This window comes from Variovorax paradoxus (genome assembly GCF_040544635.1).
In the GTDB taxonomy this organism is placed as follows: Bacteria; Pseudomonadota; Gammaproteobacteria; order Burkholderiales; family Burkholderiaceae_C; genus Variovorax; species Variovorax paradoxus_R.
Genome location: NZ_JBEPKJ010000018.1, coordinates 61248 through 79847, shown reverse-complemented (window position 1 = coordinate 79847; position 18600 = coordinate 61248). Strand labels below are relative to the sequence as shown.

General features: G+C 65.2%; 16 protein-coding genes and 2 pseudogenes. 13 read left to right on the top strand and 5 right to left on the bottom strand.

The features are described from left to right. Positions 1–23 precede the first annotated feature (23 nt). From nuoN to ABIC94_RS25385, 4 genes are read left to right on the top strand one after another with little or no spacing between them, the layout of a single operon-like run. A complete protein-coding gene (gene nuoN, locus ABIC94_RS25400) occupies positions 24–1511 on the top strand; it encodes an NADH-quinone oxidoreductase subunit NuoN (protein WP_354375767.1) in 1488 nt (495 codons plus the stop codon). Between the two features lie 16 nt (positions 1512–1527). Then, positions 1528–1833, top strand: a complete 306-nt coding sequence (locus tag ABIC94_RS25395) for a DUF2818 family protein (protein ID WP_354375766.1) — start codon at positions 1528–1530, stop codon at positions 1831–1833. Between the two features lies 1 nt (position 1834). Next, a complete protein-coding gene (locus ABIC94_RS25390) occupies positions 1835–2440 on the top strand; it encodes an NUDIX hydrolase (RefSeq protein WP_354375765.1) in 606 nt (201 codons plus the stop codon). Positions 2441–2447: 7 nt separating this feature from the next. Beyond that, positions 2448–2903 carry a DUF1178 family protein gene (locus ABIC94_RS25385; protein WP_354375764.1) on the top strand — a complete coding sequence of 152 codons (456 nt, stop codon included), beginning with the start codon at positions 2448–2450 and terminating at the stop codon, positions 2901–2903. Between the two features lie 51 nt (positions 2904–2954). Here the strand turns inward: ABIC94_RS25385 and ABIC94_RS25380 are convergent, their stop codons facing one another. Further along, complete coding sequence (locus tag ABIC94_RS25380; RefSeq protein ID WP_354375762.1) at positions 2955–4739, bottom strand: ABC transporter transmembrane domain-containing protein; 1785 nt, start codon at positions 4737–4739, stop codon at positions 2955–2957. Positions 4740–4814: 75 nt separating this feature from the next. Here ABIC94_RS25380 and ABIC94_RS25375 point away from each other — a divergent pair, with 75 nt between their 5' ends. The 9 genes from ABIC94_RS25375 to ABIC94_RS25335 all read left to right on the top strand — a co-directional run bounded on the left by ABIC94_RS25375 (position 4815) and on the right by ABIC94_RS25335 (position 14761). Beyond that, positions 4815–5351 carry a MarR family winged helix-turn-helix transcriptional regulator gene (locus tag ABIC94_RS25375; protein ID WP_354375761.1) on the top strand — a complete coding sequence of 179 codons (537 nt, stop codon included), beginning with the start codon at positions 4815–4817 and terminating at the stop codon, positions 5349–5351. Further along, on the top strand, positions 5344–6831 hold the full coding sequence (locus tag ABIC94_RS25370; protein WP_354375760.1) for an efflux transporter outer membrane subunit: 1488 nt from the start codon (positions 5344–5346) through the stop codon (positions 6829–6831). Before ABIC94_RS25375 ends, ABIC94_RS25370 begins: the two co-directional genes overlap by 8 nt. Before the next feature lie 41 nt (positions 6832–6872). Continuing rightward, positions 6873–8222 (top strand): efflux RND transporter periplasmic adaptor subunit, encoded by a 1350-nt coding sequence (locus tag ABIC94_RS25365; protein WP_354375759.1) that lies wholly within the window; start codon positions 6873–6875, stop codon positions 8220–8222. 30 nt (positions 8223–8252) lie between these two features. Then, positions 8253–9818, top strand: a complete 1566-nt coding sequence (locus ABIC94_RS25360) for a DHA2 family efflux MFS transporter permease subunit (protein WP_354375758.1) — start codon at positions 8253–8255, stop codon at positions 9816–9818. Between the two features lie 207 nt (positions 9819–10025). Continuing rightward, the gene (locus tag ABIC94_RS25355) at positions 10026–10796 is read left to right on the top strand and encodes an ABC transporter ATP-binding protein (RefSeq protein WP_354375757.1); all 771 of its coding nucleotides are present in this window, start codon (positions 10026–10028) and stop codon (positions 10794–10796) included. A gap of 87 nt (positions 10797–10883) precedes the next feature. Further along, entirely contained in the window at positions 10884–11591 is a 708-nt protein-coding gene (locus ABIC94_RS25350) for an ABC transporter ATP-binding protein (RefSeq protein ID WP_354375755.1), read from the top strand. Positions 11592–11647: 56 nt separating this feature from the next. Next, positions 11648–12844 carry an ABC transporter substrate-binding protein gene (locus ABIC94_RS25345; protein ID WP_354375754.1) on the top strand — a complete coding sequence of 399 codons (1197 nt, stop codon included), beginning with the start codon at positions 11648–11650 and terminating at the stop codon, positions 12842–12844. Positions 12845–12893: 49 nt separating this feature from the next. Beyond that, a complete protein-coding gene (locus ABIC94_RS25340) occupies positions 12894–13769 on the top strand; it encodes a branched-chain amino acid ABC transporter permease (protein ID WP_354375753.1) in 876 nt (291 codons plus the stop codon). 5 nt (positions 13770–13774) lie between these two features. Then, entirely contained in the window at positions 13775–14761 is a 987-nt protein-coding gene (locus ABIC94_RS25335; protein ID WP_354375752.1) for a branched-chain amino acid ABC transporter permease, read from the top strand. A 176-nt stretch (positions 14762–14937) separates the two neighbouring features. Here ABIC94_RS25335 and ABIC94_RS25330 read toward each other — a convergent pair whose 3' ends face one another. From ABIC94_RS25330 to ABIC94_RS25315, 4 genes and pseudogenes are all read right to left on the bottom strand, one after another. Further along, complete coding sequence (locus ABIC94_RS25330) at positions 14938–15507, bottom strand: hypothetical protein (protein ID WP_354375751.1); 570 nt, start codon at positions 15505–15507, stop codon at positions 14938–14940. Beyond that, positions 15504–16165, bottom strand: a pseudogene (locus ABIC94_RS25325) (peptidoglycan recognition protein family protein). Before ABIC94_RS25325 ends, ABIC94_RS25330 begins: the two are co-directional and overlap by 4 nt. Positions 16166–16563: 398 nt before the next feature. Then, positions 16564–16690, bottom strand: a pseudogene (locus tag ABIC94_RS25320) (DNA adenine methylase); the annotation flags it as partial. A 13-nt stretch (positions 16691–16703) separates the two neighbouring features. Continuing rightward, entirely contained in the window at positions 16704–18542 is a 1839-nt protein-coding gene (locus ABIC94_RS25315) for a bifunctional metallophosphatase/5'-nucleotidase (protein ID WP_354375750.1), read from the bottom strand. Positions 18543–18600: the final 58 nt, after the last annotated feature.

Sequence of the window (18600 nt, the reverse complement as noted above, 5' to 3'; positions counted from 1 at the left end):
TCCACGCTGAAGAAGAGAACGAGATGATTGACAAACTCAGCTGGGTCGCGATCTACCCCGAAATCGTGCTGCTGGTCATGGCCTGCATCATTGCGCTGGTCGACCTGTCGACCACTGGCGCCCGCCGCACGCGTACCTACATCCTGACGCTGCTCACGCTGGCCGTGGTGGCCGTTCTGACCGGCATGGCCGCCAACGACGGCAAGACGATTTACGGCTTCGGCGGCATGGTCGTGAGCGACCCCATGGGCAACTGGCTCAAGTGCTTTGCCACCGTCGCTTTGATGGTCACGCTGGTCTACGGCCGGCCTTATGCGGCGGACCGCGACATGCTGCGCGGCGGCGAAATGTTCACCATCAGCATGTTCGCGCTGCTGGGCATGTTCGTGATGATCTCGGGCAGCAACTTCCTGCTGATCTACCTGGGCCTGGAACTGCTCACACTGTCCAGCTACGCCCTGGTGGCGCTGCGCCGCGACAACGCGGTGGCCAGCGAAGCGGCCATGAAGTACTTCGTGCTCGGCGCCATGGCCAGCGGCTTCCTGCTCTACGGCCTTTCGATGCTGTACGGCGCGACCGGCTCGCTCGACGTCAACGAGGTGTTCAAGATCATTGCCAGTGGCAAGGTGAACCATCAGGTGCTGGTGTTCGGCCTGGTGTTCATCGTCGCGGGCCTGGCATTCAAGGTGGGGGCTGCGCCTTTCCACATGTGGGTGCCCGACGTGTACCAGGGCGCTCCGACGGCGGTGACGCTGCTGATTGGCGCGGCGCCCGAGCTGGCTGCCTTCGCCATCATCATCCGCCTGCTGGTGGAAGGGCTGCTGCCGCTGGCCATCGACTGGCAGCAGATGCTGGCCCTGCTGGCCATCGCCTCGCTGCTGGTGGGCAACCTGGCCGCCATTGCGCAGACCAACCTCAAGCGCATGCTGGCCTACTCGACCATCGCGCAAATGGGCTTCATGCTGCTCGGCCTGGTGGCGGGCGTGGTCAACGGCAACACCTACAACGCGCAGTTTGCCTACAGCGCGTCGATGTTCTACATCGTGACCTACGTGCTGACCACGCTGGCCAGCTTCGGCATCATCCTGCTGCTGGCGCGCGAAGGCTTCGAAAGCGAAGAGATCACCGATCTTGCCGGCCTGAACCAGCGCAGCCCGTTGTACGCCGGCGTGATGGCCATCGCGATGTTCTCGCTCGCCGGCCTGCCGCCGCTGGTCGGGTTCTACGCCAAGCTCGCGGTCCTGCAGGCGCTGATCGCGTCGGGCCAGGCGATCTACATCGGTCTTGCGGTGTTCGCGGTGATCACGTCGCTGATCGGCGCCTTCTACTACCTGCGCGTGGTCAAGGTCATGTACTTCGATGCGCCCGTTACCGCCAGCACCGTCTCGGCGCCGCGCGACGTGCGCGCCGTGCTCTCGGTCAACGGTTTGCTGATTCTCGTGCTGGGCATCGTTCCCGGCGGCCTCATGACGCTTTGCGCCAAGGCGATCGTGGCCACGCTGGCCAACTGATCGCGGTTTGCCCACGGTGTCGCAAACCGCATCGGTCTGGGTCGTCCTGCTGGTGGCGCTGGTGGCGGCCAACCTGCCGTTCTTCAACGAACGGCTGTTTGGCATCGTGCCGCTGGCCACGCAGCCCAAGCCGCTCGCGGTGCGGCTCGCCGAACTGGTGGTGCTGTATTTCGTTGCCGGCGGCGTCGGCTTGCTGTTCGAAAGCCGGGCAGGGCAGATTGCTCCCCAGGGCTGGGAGTTCTATGCAGTGACCGGCGCGCTCTTCATCGTGCTGGCTTTTCCAGGGTTCACCTGGCGCTACCTGATGAAACATAGGCACTGACATGACTTCTCCCATCGCCGATTCGCACTTGAAGGAAGAGCGCACGGCCAGCGAGGTTCTGCTCAAGGGCAATTTCCTCCAGGTCTGCCGCGACACCGTGCGGCTGCCCGACGGCCATACCGCAACGCGCGAATATGTGATTCATCCGGGTGCAGTGGTGGTGGTTCCGATGCTGGACGATGGCCGTGTGGTGCTGGAGCGGCAATACCGCTATCCGGTCGGGCATGTGATGGTCGAGTTTCCGGCCGGCAAGCTCGACGCGGGCGAAGATCCGTTCGTCTGCGGCCAGCGCGAACTGCTCGAGGAAACCGGCTACACCGCCCGTGAATGGGCCTATGCCGGCGCCATGCACCTGGCGGTGGCGTATTCCACCGAGATCATCCACATCTACTTTGCGCGCGGCCTTTCGCTTGGCGAGCGGCAACTCGACCACGGCGAGTTTCTCGACGTGTTCACGGCCACGCCGCAGGAGTTGGCCGGCTGGTGCCGCGACGGCACGGTCACCGACGCCAAGTCGCTCACTTGCACGCTCTGGCTGCAGCACGTCCTTTCGGGCGCATGGACACTCGATTGGCAGGGTACCGCTTCGCAAGGCGGCGCGGGATAATCCGCGCATGAAGGTTCTCGATCTCCGCTGCTCGCACGGTCACGGCTTTGAAGGCTGGTTTGCGTCCAATGAAGCTTTCGAGACCCAGCTTGCCGCCGGACTGGTGGAATGCCCGGTCTGCGCCGACACGCGCATCGTCAAGCTGCTGAGCGCGCCGCGCCTCAACCTGGGCAACGCAAAGGCGCCGGCCGAGGCTGCATCACCGGCACCCGCTACCGCCCAGGTGCCCGCCGAACTGTCTCCCGAGGCGCGCTGGATGCGCGCCGTGCGCGAGGTTCTCGCGAAGACCGAAGACGTCGGCGACCGCTTTGCCGACGAGGCGCGCAAGATGCATTACGGCGAAGCCGAAGAGCGAGGAATCCGCGGCCAGGCAACCCGCGAGCAGACCGAAGCGCTGCTCGACGAGGGCATTCCGGTCATGCCGCTGCCGATTCCCGCGGCACTCAAGGAAACGCTGCAATAGCTCGCTTCCCTGCTGCGGCTTGCTTGCTGCAGGGGTCCGCGGGTTCGTGAATCAGGCCGTGAACTGAAGCGCCGCCAAGCGGGCATACACCCCGCCTTGCGCCACCAGCGCCGCGTGCGTTCCCTGTTCGACGATGCCGCCGTGGTCCAGCACGATGATGCGGTCGGCCTTCTGCACCGTGGCGAGCCGATGCGCAATGACCAGCGTGGTACGGCCCTCCATGGCTGATTCGAGGGCAGCCTGCACCATGCGCTCGCTCTCCGCATCGAGCGCACTCGTGGCTTCGTCGAGCAGCAGCAGCGGCGGGTTCTTGAGAATGGCGCGCGCAATGGCGATGCGCTGGCGCTGCCCGCCCGACAACCGCACGCCGCGCTCGCCCAGGAAGGTGTCGTAGCCCTCGGGCAGTGCCTGCAGGAAGTCGTGCGCAAAGGCCGCTCGGGCGGCGGCATGCACTTCGTCGGCACTCGCGTCGGGGCGGCCGTAGCGAATGTTCTCGAAGGCGCTGGCCGAAAAAATCACCGCGTCTTGCGGCACCAGGCCGATGCGGGTGCGCAGATCGGACAGCGCGAGCGAGGCCAGCGGCGCGCTGTCGAGCAGCAGCCGTCCCGACTGCGGATCGTAGTAGCGCAGCAGCAGCTGGAACACCGTGCTCTTGCCCGCACCACTGGACCCTACCAGGGCCACCGTCTCGCCGGGCGCGATGTCCAGGCTGAAGTCTTTCAGCGCCGGCGTATTGGGCCGGGACGGGTAGTGGAAAGTCACCGCATCGAACTGGATGGCACTGCCGGCCACAGGGACGGGCGCAGCCGCCGGATTCGGCGGCGAAACGATCGCCGCAGGCGCATGCAGCAGTTCCATCAGGCGTTCGGTTGCGCCGGCGGCTCGCAGCAGGTCGCCATAGACCTCGCCCAGCACGGCGGTTGCGCTGGCAAGAATGGCCACGTAGACCACGGTCTGGCCGAGATGGCCCGCCGTGATGTCGCCGCGCAGCACCGCTTGCGTGCCTTGGTACAGCCCCCACAGCAGCGCCGCCGAGGTGGCGATGATGATGAACGCCACCAGCACCGAGCGCGCCTTGGTGCGGCGCACGGCGGTACGAAAGGCGTCTTGGGTCGAGGCATTGAAGCGGTCGGCTTCGCGTGCTTCGGCCGTGTAGCTTTGCACGACCGGAATTGCATTGAGCACCTCGGCCGCGATGGCGCTCGAGTCCGCCACGCGGTCCTGGCTGGCGCGCGAGAGCTTGCGCACGCGCCGGCCGAACCACATGCTCGGCAGCACCACCAGCACCAGAATGCCCAGCACCTGGACCATCACGTAGGGGTTGGTCCAGATCAGCACCGCCAGCGCGCCCACGCCCATGACGGCATTGCGCAGCCCCATGCTGAGGGACGAGCCGACCACCGTCTGTACCAGCGTGGTGTCGGCCGTGAGGCGCGACAGCACTTCGCCGGTCTGCGTCGTTTCGAAGAACGCCGGGCTCTGGCGCAGCACATGGCCGTAGACCGCGTTGCGCAGATCCGCCGTCACGCGCTCGCCGAGCCAGCTCACTGTATAGAAGCGTGCGGCCGAGAACACACCCAGTGCCACGGCCACCGCGAAGAGGGCGCCGAAGTGCTCGCGCAGCGCCATGGTCTGCGCGCCCTTGTCGGCGCTGATCAGCCCACCGTCGATCAGGCTGCGCAGCGCCAGCGGAAACACCAGCGTCGTGACGGCAGCCATCACCAGAAAAATGCCCGCCAGAACGATCTGGACGCGGTAGGGCCGAAGAAAAGGGCTCAGGCCCGACAGTGATCGGGGCGAGCCCTTGGCCGGTGAGGACAGGGGGGAAGAAGCCATGCGCGGATTCTACTGACCCTTGCCTCCACAAAGGCAGCCTTGACAATAGTTGTCGAGGCAATTAATATTTTGGGCATGAGCGATCCAGACAAACCGCAAGTCCCGCCGCCTGCCGCCGACGCCGATCGCCGGCCGGTCGATTTCTATCGGGCCGAGACCTACAAGGCCGAGGAAAGCATCGGCTACCTGATGCGCCGCATCCTGAGTGCGGTGGCCCAGGCGGTAGAAATGCGCATGTGCGAGCCCGGCAGTCCGACCTTTCCGCAGTGGTTGCCGCTGTACAAGCTGCACCTCGGCGTCGCCACCACGGTGGCCGAACTCGCCCGCGCCTGCGAGCTCGACACGGGTGCGATGACGCGCCTGCTCGACCGCCTCGAAGCCAAGGGCCTGTGCCGCCGTGTGCGATCGCTCGAGGACCGTCGCGTGGTCAACATCGAACTCACCGAAGAAGGCCGCGCCGCCGCCAAGGAAGTGCCGTACGTGCTCAGCCGCGTGCAGAACGAACACCTGGCGGGTTTCACCAAAGAGGAATGGGAGCAGCTCAAGGGCTATCTGCGCCGCATCCTCGACAACGCGCAGGCCCTTGCAGCCCGTGGAGAAAAAAATGACTGATTCTTTCGCCGCTCGCGCCGTGCGGCGCACCCCCGTCATGGCCGCCGCACTGCTGGTGGTTGCATTGGCCGGCTGTGCCGACATGGCCGGCATCGGTTCGCAAGCCAGGCTGCGCGATGCGTCGTCGCTGGGCATTGCCGCGGACACCAGTGCTGCGGTTGTGCCCAGCGTCGACAGCCAATGGTGGCTGGCCTTCGGCGACGCGCAACTCAACACGCTGATCGACCAGGCCGTTGCCGGCAATCCGAACCTCCAGGTGGCGCGCGCGCGGCTCGCACGCGCCCAGGCGACCGCCGACATCGCCGACTCCGCCCGCAAGCCCAAGGTCAGCGGCGAGCTCGATTTGAACCGCCAGAAGTTCAACAGCAACTACATCTATCCCGCACCGCTCGGCGGCTCGACCCAGAACATCGGCCTGCTGCAGCTCGGCGCAAGCTGGGAGCTCGACTTTTTCGGCAAGAACCGCACCGCGCTCGAGGCCGCCATTGGCGCCGCCAATGCAGCCGCGGCCGACGCCGATGCCGCTCGCGTGCTGCTGGCCAGCAACGTGGCGCGCAGCTATTTGCAGTGGGCTCGCCTGAACGAACAGCTTGGCGTGGCCCAGCGCACGCTGGCCCAGCGCGATGAAACGCTCAAGCTCGTGCGCGACCGCGTGTCCGCCGGCCTCGATACCCGCCTTGAGCTGCGCCAGAGCGAAGGCGGCCTGCCCGAAGCGCGCCAGCAGATCGAAGCGCTCAACGAGCAGATCGCGCTGCAGCAGCACGCGCTCGATGCACTCGTGGGCCAGCCCAACGTGTCCGCATCGCTCAAGCCGCCGATGCTCGAAGCCGTCAAGCCCATCGCGCTGCAGGCCAACATTCCGGCCGACCTGCTCGGCCGCCGCGCCGACATTGCGGCCGCGCGTTGGCGCGTCGAGGCCGCCACGAGCGACGTGGCCAATGCCAGGACGCAGTTCTATCCCAACGTGAACCTCACGGCCTTCGTCGGCTTCCAGAGCCTGGGATTCGGCAAGCTGCTCAAGTCGGGCAGCGAGCAGTGGGGCGTGGGCCCCGCCATCCATCTGCCGATCTTCGAAGGCGGCCAACTGCGCGCCAACCTGCGCGGCAAGGCGGCCGATCTCGATGCCGCCATCGAGAGCTACAACGCCGCCGTTCTCGATGCGGTGCGCGACGCGGCCGACCAGGTGTCGAGCGCGCAGTCGATCGCGCGCCAGCAGGCCGAGCAGCGCGACGCGCAGACCGCGGCCGAAGGCGCCTACGACATCGCCGTGCAGCGCTACCGCGCGGGCCTTGGCAACTACCTCAACGTGCTGACCGCGGAAACCGCCGTGCTCGCGCAACGCCGGCTGGCTGTCGACCTGGCCGCCCGCGCGCTCGACACGCAGGTGGGCCTGGCGCGTGCACTCGGCGGCGGCTGGCAGCCGCCGGCCACCGCTGCCTCCACTGCTGCGGTAGCGGCTTCATCGGCCGCGCTGAACTGAACCCTGAACCGACTTCTCTCGTCTTCGGAAAGAACTTCATCATGAGCGACAACAACACTCCGACGTCCGCTGCCACTGCAGCCCCCGCGACTCCTGAAGCCCCCGCCGGCAACGGCAAGCGCCGCCGCGCACTCACCGCGCTCGCGGCTGTGGTGATCGTCGCCGGCGGCGGCTGGGGCCTCTACGAATGGCTCGTGGCCAGCCACTACGAGGACACCGACAACGCCTACGTGCAGGGCAACGTGATCCAGATCACGCCGCAGATCGGCGGCACCGTCATGGCCATCAACGCCGACGACACCGACTTCGTGAAGGCCGGCCAGCCGCTGGTGCAGCTGGACCCCGCCGATGCGAAGGTGGCGCTCGAGCAGGCCGAGGCCGCGCTCGCGCAGGCCGTTCGCCAGGTGCGCACGCTCTACGCCAACAACGGCTCGCTGGCCGCGCAGGTCACCTTGCGCCAGTCGGACATCGCCCGGGCGCAGAGCGATATCGCCAAGGCACAGGACGACCTGCAGCGCCGCCGCGCGCTGTCGGGCAACGGCGCGGTCTCGAAGGAAGAACTCAACCACGCCGAGACGGCGCTCGACAACGCGAAGAGCCAGCTCGCCGCTGCGCAGGCCGGCGTGGTGGCCGCGCGCGAAGCGCTGGCCAGCAACCAGTCGCTGACCGAAGGCACCAGCGTGGCCCAGCACCCGAGCGTGCAGGCCGCTGCCGCCAAGGTGCGCGAGGCGTATCTCGCCACGCAGCGCGTGGCCATGCCGGCACCGGTCGACGGCTACGTCGCCAAGCGCACCGTTCAGCTCGGCCAGCGTGTGGCGGCCGGCACGCCGATGATGTCGATCGTGCCGCTCAACCAGCTGTGGGTCGATGCCAACTTCAAGGAAGTGCAGCTGCGCAACATCCGCATCGACCAGCCCGTGAAGCTCACGGCCGACGTCTACGGCAAGAAGGTGGAATACACCGGCAAGGTCGCGGGCCTGGGTGTGGGCACCGGCAGCGCATTCGCGCTGCTGCCGGCACAGAACGCCACGGGCAACTGGATCAAGGTGGTGCAGCGCGTGCCCGTGCGCATCGCGCTCGACCCCGAGCAGCTCAAGGCCAACCCGCTGCGCATCGGTCTTTCGATGGATGCCGAGATCGACATCACGCAGAAGACCGGCAAGATGCTGGCCGACGCACCGCGCGCCACCGCCATTTCGCAGACGCAGGTCTACAGCAAGCTCGACCATGGTGCCGACGCCGAGGTCGATCGCATCGTGGCCGCGAACCTCGGCCGCGGCGCGCCCGCAGCCGCCGCAGCGCCGGCGGGCCGTGCCGCCAACGCCGCTACCGCAGCAGCAGCAACCGCTGGCACCGCGGCGCACACTGCATCGCAGTCCCATCCCGGCTGATCGCCGTTGCCGGTCTTCAAGGCAAAGCCAATGGCCACTGCTGCTGCTCCCGCTTACGTAGCGCCGCCGCCACTCGAGGGCTCCGCCCGCGTCTGGGGGACCATCGCGCTCTCCGCGGCAACGTTCATGAACGTGCTCGATTCGTCGATCGCGAACGTGTCGCTGCCGGCCATCTCGGGCGACCTGGGGGTGAGCACCACCCAAGGCACCTGGGTCATCACCAGCTTCGCGGTGGCCAATGCCATCGCGGTGCCGCTCACGGGTTTCATGACCCAGCGTTTCGGCCAGGTGCGCCTGTTCATGGCCAGCGTGATCCTGTTCATGATCAGCTCGCTCCTGTGCGGGCTGGCGCCGAACATGACGACGCTGATTGCGTTTCGCGCATTGCAGGGCTTCGTCGCGGGCCCGATGATTCCGCTGTCGCAGACGCTGTTGCTGTCGAGCTATCCGCGCGCCAAGGCCGGCCTTGCCATGGCGATGTGGTCGATGACCACGCTCGTGGCGCCCGTGATGGGGCCGCTCCTTGGCGGCTGGATCACCGACAACATTTCATGGCCGTGGATCTTCTACATCAACATTCCCGTGGGCATCGTCGCGGCGGCCATCACCTGGGCGCTTTACCGCGACCGTGAGAGCACCACGCGCAAGGTGCCCATCGACGCCATCGGCCTCGCGCTCTTGGTGCTGTGGGTCGGTGCCATGCAGCTCATGCTCGACAAGGGCAAGGAGCTCGACTGGTTCCACTCGCCCGAGATCATCACGATGGCCGTGGTCGCCGTGGTCGGCTTCGCGTTCTTCCTCATCTGGGAGCTGACCGACAAGCACCCGGTGGTCGACCTGTCGCTCTTCAAGCGCCGCAACTTCTGGTCGGGCGCGGTGGCAACCGCCGTGGCCTACGGCTTGTTCTTCGGCAACGTGGTGCTGCTGCCGCTATGGCTGCAGCAGTGGATGGGCTACACCGCCACGCAGGCCGGCATGATCATGGCGCCGGTGGGGCTGCTCGCCATCTTCTTCTCGCCGGTGGTGGGGCTCACCGTGTCCAAGATCGATCCGCGCCGCTATGCGACCTTCTCGTTCCTGGTGTTCGCGCTGGTGCTGTGGATGCGGTCGAACTTCAACACGCAGGCCGACTTCGTGACGATCATCATCCCGACGATCATCCAGGGCATTGCGATGGCGTTCTTCTTCATTCCGCTGGTGACCATCACGCTCTCGGGCCTCACGCCCGACCGCATTCCGGCCGCCTCGGGGTTGTCGAACTTCCTGCGGATTACCGCGGGCGCCATGGGCACGTCGATTACCACCACGCTCTGGGAGAACCGTGCGGCGCTGCATCACTCGCAGCTGGCCGAATCGGTGAACCAGGGCAACAACGCGGCGACCAGCGCCATGAACGGCCTGGCCGGCAGCGGCTTGAGCAGCGAGCAGGTATTGGGGCAGATCAACCGCCTGGTCGATCAGCAGTCCTTCATGCTGGCCGCGAACGACATCTTCTATGCATCGGCGATTCTGTTCCTGCTGCTCATTCCGCTGGTGTGGCTGGCACGGCCGCAAAAAGGCGGTGCAGGCGGCGACGCCGCAGCAGGCGCGCACTAGGGTTCGAGCCCGATAGGTCATTGTCATTGCGACGACAGTCGCCCGATGCCGGAACCACCGGCGCGGGCAGGTTGCACTGCAGCATAGGCATTTGCCCCAGTATGCAAGTGCGGGTCGCCCACGAACAATCAGGCCGCGCTCGACAGTGGCGCATGAGATGGACCGCATGACCGACATATCTTTCCTGACCCTGGGCGACTTCGCGAGATGAGCGACGTCATCCTCGAAACACGCCAGCTCACCAAGGAATTCAAAGGGTTCACCGCGGTCAGCAAGGTCAACCTGCAGGTCGTGCGCGGCTCGATCCACGCGCTCATCGGGCCCAATGGCGCCGGCAAGACCACCTGCTTCAATCTCCTCACCAAATTTCTCGAGCCGACCAGCGGCACGATCCTGTTCAACGGGCAAGACATCACGGGCGAGCGGCCGGCGCAAATTGCCCGGCGCGGCATCATCCGCTCGTTCCAGATATCGGCGGTGTTTCCGCACCTCACGCTGCTCGAGAACGTGCGCCTCGGGCTGCAGCGCGCGCTCGGCACTTCGTACCACTTCTGGAAGAGCGAGAAATCGCTCGAACCGCTCAATGCGCGTGCCCGCGAACTGCTCGATGAAGTCGGCCTGGCACACGAGGCCGACGAGCTGACGGTGAATCTGCCGTACGGCCACAAGCGCGCGCTCGAGATTGCCACCACGCTGGCCATGGATCCCGAACTCATGCTGCTCGACGAACCCACGCAAGGCATGGGCCACGAAGACGTGCACCGCGTGGCCGAACTCATCAAGCGCGTGTCGGCCGGCCGTACCATCCTGATGGTCGAGCACAACATGAGCGTGGTCTCGACCATTGCAGACACCATCACCGTGCTTCAGCGCGGCGCCGTGCTGGCCGAAGGGCCCTATGCCGAGGTCTCGAAGAATCCGCAGGTGATGGAAGCCTACATGGGCACTACCGACGGCCAACTGCAAGGGGCCCATTGATATGAGCCCCCACGCTCCTCACTTCGTGTATGCGCTGCCCCCCGAGGGGGCGCGGGCCCCCTTTGGGGCGGCCCGGCAGGAGACCCGATGACCGCCGCCCTGGAAATCAAAGGCCTCCACGCCTGGTACGGCGAATCGCATGTGCTGCACGGCGTCGACATGGTCGTGCAGCCGGGTGAAGTCGTCACGCTGCTCGGCCGCAACGGCGCCGGGCGCACCAGCACGCTGCGCGCCATCATGGGGCTGACCGGCTCCCGCAAGGGCAGCATCGAAGTCAATGGCGTGCAGACCATCGGCATGGCCACGCACCGCATCGCGCACCTGGGCATCGGCTATTGCCCGGAAGAGCGCGGTATCTTCGCCAGCCTCTCGGCCGAGGAAAACCTGCTGCTGCCGCCCGCGCTCAAGGGCGCGGGGCCGGGCATGTCGGTGGCCGAAATCTACGAGATGTTTCCCAACCTGGCCGAGCGCCGCAACAGCCCCGGCACGCGGCTTTCGGGCGGCGAGCAGCAGATGCTGGCGGTCGCGCGCATCCTGCGCACCGGCGCCAAGCTGCTGCTGCTCGACGAGATTTCCGAAGGCCTGGCGCCGGTGATCGTGCAGGCGCTCGCCCGGATGATCCACACCCTGCGCGCCAAGGGCTACACCATCGTGATGGTGGAGCAGAACTTCCGTTTCGCCGCGCCGCTGGCCGACCGCTTCTACGTGATGGAGCACGGCCGCATGGTCGAGGCTTTCGGCGCCAAGGAACTCGACGCCAAGATGCCCGTGCTCAGCGAGCTGCTGGGCGTGTAGCCGCGGCCGCGCCAACCGTTTTTCCGTTGACTCTCTCAACCATCCCAGGAGACACCATGCAAACCAAGCTCAAAATCATTGCTCTCATGCTCGGAGCCGCGGGTCTTGCCAGCCATGCCGTGCAGGCGCAGGAGAAGGTCGTCATCGGCTACATCAGCGACCTCTCGGGCCTGTATGCCGACCTGGAAGGCAAGGGCGGCGCAACGGCCATCCAGATGGCCATCGACGACATGGGCGGCAAGGTGCTCGGCCAGCCGGTGGAAGTGCTGAGCGTCGATCACCAGAACAAGCCCGACATTGCGGCCTCCAAGGCGCGCGAGTGGATCGACACGGCCGGTGCCACGATGATTTTCGCGGGCACCAATTCGGGCGTGGCGCTGGCCACGGCCAAGGTGGCGCAAGAGAAGAAGCGCGTGTTCTTCACCAACGGCGCGGCAACCTCGGCGCTGACCAATGCGCAGTGCAGCCCCTACACCGTGCACTACGCCTACGACACCGTGGCGCTCGCCAAGAGCACCGGCGGCGCCGTGGTCGACACGGGCGGCAAGAGCTGGTTCTTCCTGACGGCCGACTATGCCTTCGGCCATGCGCTCGAGGCCGACACCGCCAAGGTCGTCAAGGCCAAGGGCGGCACGGTGGTGGGCACCGTGCGTGCGCCGCTCAATGCGTCGGACTTCTCGTCGTTCCTGCTGCAGGCGCAGAGCTCCAAGGCACAGGTGCTGGGCCTGGCCAACGCGGGCGGCGACTTCATCAATTCGATGAAGGCATCGAAGGAATTCGGCATCGACAAGTCGATGAAGGTTGCGGGCCTGCTGGTGTTCCTCACCGACGTGAAGAGCCTGGGCCTGCCGGCCACGCAGGGCCTGCTGCACACGACCAGCTGGTACTGGGACGCCGACGACGAGTCGCGCAAGTGGGCCGCGCGCTACGAAGCCAAGACCAAGAACAAGCCGACCGACATCCAGGCGGCGGACTACTCGGCCACCATGGCCTACCTCAAGGCCGTCGAAGCCGTGAAGAGCACCGACGCCGACAAGGTCATGGCTCACCTCAAGAAGACGCCGATCAACGACTTCTACGCCAAGGGCGTGATTCGCCCGGACGGCCGCATGGTGCACGACATGCTGCTGGCCGAGGTCAAGAAGCCTTCGGAATCCAAGGGCCCGTGGGACCTGCTGAAGATCGTCAAGAAGGTGCCGGGCGACCAGGTCTACACGACCAAGGAAGAGAGCACCTGCGCGCTCTGGAAGTAACTGTTACCCGCCTCCCGGTCCTTGACGGCCTTCTGAACCTGTTTCCACGATGAACATCTCTATGCCTGCCCTGTTGAGCCAGCTCCTTTTGGGGCTGGTCAACGGGTCGTTCTACGCGATCCTGAGCCTGGGGCTGGCGGTGATCTTCGGGCTGCTCAACGTCATCAACTTCGCGCACGGTGCGCTGTTCATGATGGGGGCGGTGCTGTCGTGGATGGCGATGAATTATTTCAACGTCAACTACTGGGTCATGCTGGCGGTGGCGCCGCTGATCGTGGGCCTGTTCGGCGTGCTGATCGAGCGGCTGCTGCTGCGCTGGATCTACAAGCTCGACCACCTCTACGGCCTGTTGCTCACGCTGGGCCTCACGCTGCTGATCGAAGGCGGCTTCCGTTCGGTGTACGGCGTGTCCGGGCTGGCCTACAGCACGCCCGAGGCGCTGAGCGGAGGCACCAACCTCGGCTTCATGTTCCTGCCCAACTACCGCGCGTGGGTGGTGGTGGCGTCGCTCGTCGTGTGCTTTGCCACCTGGTACGCCATCGAGAAAACACGGCTCGGCGCTTACTTGCGCGCGGGCACCGAGAACCCGCGGCTGGTCGAGGCCTTCGGCGTCAACGTGCCGTTGATGGTGACGCTGACCTACGGCTTCGGCGTGGCGCTGGCGGCCTTCGCCGGCGTGCTCGCCGCGCCGGTGATCCAGATCTCGCCGCTGATGGGGCAGAACCTCATCATCATCGTGTTCGCGGTGGTCGTCATCGGCGGCATGGGCTCGATCATGGGGGCCATCCTTACGGGCCTGGGGCTCGGCGTGATCGAGGGGCTGACCAAGGTGTTCTATCCGGAGGCCTCGGCCACCGTGGTGTTCGTGATCATGGTCGTGGTGCTGCTGATTCGTCCGGCCGGCCTGTTCGGCAGCGAGAAGTGAAGTCCATGAAGAAAATATCGCTCGTCGTCTACGGTGTGCTGCTGCTGGCGCTCATTGCCGCGCCCTTCATAGGCTTCTATCCGGTGTTCGTGATGAAGGTGCTGTGCTTCGCACTGTTCGCCTGCGCGTTCAACCTGCTGCTGGGCTACACCGGCATGCTTTCCTTCGGTCATGCCGCGTTCCTGGGCGGCTCGGCCTACCTCACGGGCCATGCGCTCAAGGTCTGGCATCTCACACCCGAGCTCGGCCTGATCATGGGCACGCTGGCCGGCGCGCTGCTGGGGCTGGTGTTCGGCTGGCTGGCCATCCGCCGCCAGGGCATCTACTTCTCGATGATCACGCTGGCGCTGGCTCAGATGATGTATTTCGTCGTGCTGCAGGCGCCTTTCACCGGCGGCGAAGACGGCCTGCAGAGCGTGCCGCGCGGCAAGCTCTTCGGCGTCGTCGATCTGAGCAACGATCTCACGATGTACTACGTTGCGCTCGCGATCGTGGTCGCGGCCTTCCTCCTGATTGCGCGCACCGTGCATTCGCCATTCGGGCAGGTGCTCAAGGGCATCAAGGAGAACGAGCCGCGCGCCATCTCGCTCGGCTACGACGTCAACCGCTTCAAGCTGCTGGCCTTCGTGATTTCGGCCGCGCTGTCGGGCCTGGCCGGGTCGCTCAAGACGCTGGTGCTCGGCTTCGCTTCGCTCAGCGACGTGCACTGGACCGCATCGGGCCACGTGATCCTCATGACGCTGGTGGGCGGCCTCGGCACGCTCTCCGGCCCGCTGGTAGGTTCGGCCGTGGTGGTGCTGCTGGAGAACAAGGTCGGTGACTTCGGCACCTTCATGGCGCGCCTCACCGGTGTCGACTGGTTCAACACGCTCGGCGAGTCGGTGACCATGGTCACCGGCCTGATCTTCGTGATCTGCGTGCTCGCATTCCGCAAGGGCGTCATGGGCGAGGTCATCGCTTTCCTCGACCGCCGCAAAGGCAAGAAAGCCTGAAGCGCGACGTTTGGATTGATCCGGGCAGGCACTTGATTTGATCCAGCATTTAACGCCAGTTCGACAGCCCCCGAAGCCTTCTTGGCCGAGCAATGGCCCAGAGTGCGCCCTTCGGCAACAGGCGCCCCAGCCCGGTGCCTGAATACCCGGGCACGGGAATTCAGGCAGTGCGCGTTTCAGTTCTTGGATGGGTTGGGCTCGCGACTTTCTCGCAGCGCCTTGAGCCGTGGTTCTGCCTGACCTGGGGGAATCTGGCCTTCTGCCTCCAGTCGCTTGAGTCGGCGTTCATCTGCCCGATTCAGGGCATCTTTGAGAAGCGCCATCTTTCGTGACGCGCAGGGCTCGCATTCGTAGTAGGTCTCTGGACGACCAGCGGGCTCTAGTTTTGCATTCAGCTCAAATGTGTTTATTCGACCTGAGGGCTCAATGCCGATAGTGATGGCTTTGCCATTCTTAAAAAAGACTCGTGCGCCCCCTAAGCATCCCGTCCTCTCCGTATCTTCGCTGTAATAAGATTTTTCGGAGACCCTCCGCATGTGACGCAATGCGTAGAGAACGTCGTCTTCGGTCAAGACAACGTCGTCACAGTCTAGGAAATCCTTCCTTTCCCAAGCGGACCGGATCGAAGGTTCAGTGATTTCAATCTTCTTCACATACGCGACAGGGTATCGCTTGTCAGCCGCGTGAGTAGCGCAGACCGCTGATGCCAAGAGCAGCGCGACTGCCAAGACGTTGGTCTTGTTCATGGGGCCGTGACGGGGAGATTCCAATTCGCTCCCTGCGCCTCCGTTGGGTTCTTCCTACTGGCATCTGGATGACGAAAAACCTCGCTCGGCGCGATCTGCATGGAGTCTTCAAGCGCCTTGACAAGCCACGAGAGCGATTGATTTTGAGCTGCGGTTGGCGTGTCGTAGACGCCAAATTCTCCGCGTAGCTGTTCCGTAGATCGCTGCTTGCGAGGGTCTGGGGCCCTGAAACCCAGTGGCAACCTGGCTCTGCCGACCATCTCAACGATGGCTTCCATATTGCTCGGGTAGCGGTCGCTAGGCGGTTTGGTCATTTCAATGCGGTGCATCGCGTCTACACCTGAATTTTTGGGGCCGTATGCCGGCATACATCTGCCCGTGAGAAGGCACCTCGCCCTCAATGGCCCGACATGATTCGTGCGCTGGTAGATCGCGGCCGTCTGGTAAATGGTTCCATTGGTGTCGATGAGAAAGTGTGCGCCATTGGCCTGGGACGTGTGTAGCTGCTCAGCGAGGATGCTGCAGTATCCGCATCGGTCTGGTGCACGATGATGCCGGTGATCGGAACGCTCCGCCTGCCCCGTTCAATGATTTGGCTGCGAGCACTGCGGACTCTCGCGTGAATGATCATTCCGTCTGTGTCAATTTGAACTGCCATGCGACCTCCTTGAGGAATAATTTGTCGTCGGTTGGCGTACGGTGCGCAGAACAAGGCGGCTCAACTGACCGATGGTTGACATGAGTTCTCTCCCTTTTCGACCGACCGAGCGGCGATCCCGCAGCATCTTATCGGCGCGGGCATGGCCCACCAGTCAACCAAAAGACTACGGTGGCTGCTAGCGGCTGTGGGGAGATCGGCAATTTGTCACGCCCCGTGCAGCTTTTCGCGGCAGACTGAAGCGGCCCGCCCCAGCTTCCGGTTCCTCTGCGCTCTACGGTTGGTGACTCGGAAACGCCTCCAAGAGTTTGGCGCGCTCCGCAAACAGGTTGTTGCGCACACCCTGGATCAGATCGAGGAACTCGTCGATATTGCTCGGTTCAGCCAGGTCATCCACACTCGTACTGCGCCCAGGGGAACATGACGTCATAGCCCTCGGTCTCCCAGTACGGCGGGTCCATGTAGAACAGTGTGTGCGGCCGGTCGTAGCGGTCCAGGCAGGCCGCCCCAGTCGAGCCGCTCGATGGCGCAAGCCCGCTCAGGGCACCACGGTAATGCGGTTGGTCGCGGGCGGTGCCAGCGGGCTGTTCGCCTTGATGTAGGCCTCCAGGGCATCCACGTCCTGGTCGCCGCCCAGCGTGTCCGTGCCCTGGTTGAACACCGTGAAGTTGTCTCCGCCGGTGGCCAGGAAGCTGTTCATCGTCACGCGGTAGCTGGTGCCGTCGGTCATCGCGGTTCCGTTGAGTGCCATGTTGCTGATGCGGGAGCCCGCGGGCGCCGAGAGGCTGTAGCTGTAGCTCAGGCTGCGCGAAGGCAGCAGCACCCTCGGCGCGGCGACCGTGTTGGTGCCGCTGTTGAACTGCTGCTCGAGCAGGGCCTTGATCTGCGCGCCGGTCATCGTCTTCACCACCAGGCTGTTGCCGAAGGGCTGCACGCTGAAGATCTGGCCATAGGTCACGCTGCCGTCGTTGGCCGGCACGAGGTCGGCCCGCACGCCGCCCGGGTTCATGAAGGCGATTTGCGCGCTGCCCTTGTTGCTGGGGCTGGTCGCATCGAGCTGCGCATCCGCAATCAGGTTGCCGAGCACGTTTTCGCGGGATGCTGTCTGGGTACGCGTGGCCGGGCCGGAGAGCGTGCCCACCACCCGCTGCACCAGCGGGGCGGCGATGGCAAGGTACTGGCTGATGAGCGCGGCCACTTCCTGGTTCTTGCCGAACGTGGGGTACTGGTCGGTCAGCGCGACCGTGTTGGCGCCGCTGGTGTAGGCCTCGCCTTGCACGATCACGTTGTCGGCCGTCTTGGCCGTGACCTTGCGGGTGCGCGTGTCGATCGTCAGGTTGATGTCGGTCAGCAAGGTGCCGTACTGGCCGGCGCTCGTCAGCAGGAAGGGCTTGGCCGGGTTCGTCTTTGCGTAGTCGCAGATGTACGAGCGGTGCGTGTGGCCCGAGATCACCACGTCCACGGAAGCGTCGAGCTTGTTGAGTATCGGCAGGATGTCGCCGCTCAGCCCGGCGCAGCTCTTGTCGTTGTAGCCGACCGTGGTCGTGGCGCCTTCATGCACCACGACGACGATCGCGTCGGCGCCCTCGGCCTTCAATTGCGGAATCAGCGCGTTGGCCGTGTCCGCTTCGTCCTTGAAGCTCAGGCCCGCAACGCCGGCCGGCGTCACGATGCTCGGCGTGCCCTTGAGCGTCATGCCGATGAACGCCACCTTCACGGTGGCGCCGTCCTTCGTGAAGGTCTTCATGCCCGTGGCGGGAAAGAGCGTGTTGCCGTCGGTCTTCACGGTGTTGGCCGCCAGGAAGCCGAAGTTCGCGCCCGGGAAGGCCTTGTTGACCCGGCAGGGCTCCAGCGGCGTGTTCTTGGCGCAGCCGCCGTTCTTCATGCGCAGGAGTTCGGTCTGGCCCTTGTCGAACTCATGGTTGCCGACCGCGTTGAAGTCGATCTTCATCGCGTTCACCGCTTCGATGGTCGGCTCGTCGAGGAACAGCGCCGAGACCAGCGGCGAGGCGCCGATCATGTCGCCGGCGGAGACCACGGCATTGTTTTCGTTCTTGGCCTTGAGCGACGCAATGGCCGAGGCAAGGTAGGCGGCGCCGCCGGCAGGCACCGGCACCGTGCCGCCGCCGCTGGCCGGGGCGGTGATGGAAAGCCTGGGCGGCTCGAGGTTGCCGTGCAGGTCGTTGAAGGCAATGAGCTTCACGTCCACGCTGCCGGGCGTGGCCGGAGCAGGAGGGGGCGGTGCTGGCGGCGCGGGAGCCGGTGCAGGCGCCGGAACAAACGGAATGAACCCGTTCGAATTGCTGCTTCCGCCGCAAGCGGACAACGTGGCCAGGACAACCCCCGCCACGGCGAGATGTTTCAACGATGCGTGCATGAGCCTCTCCTCTTTGGTGGAATGCAGCGCATGCTGGACAAGGCAGATGACGTCACCA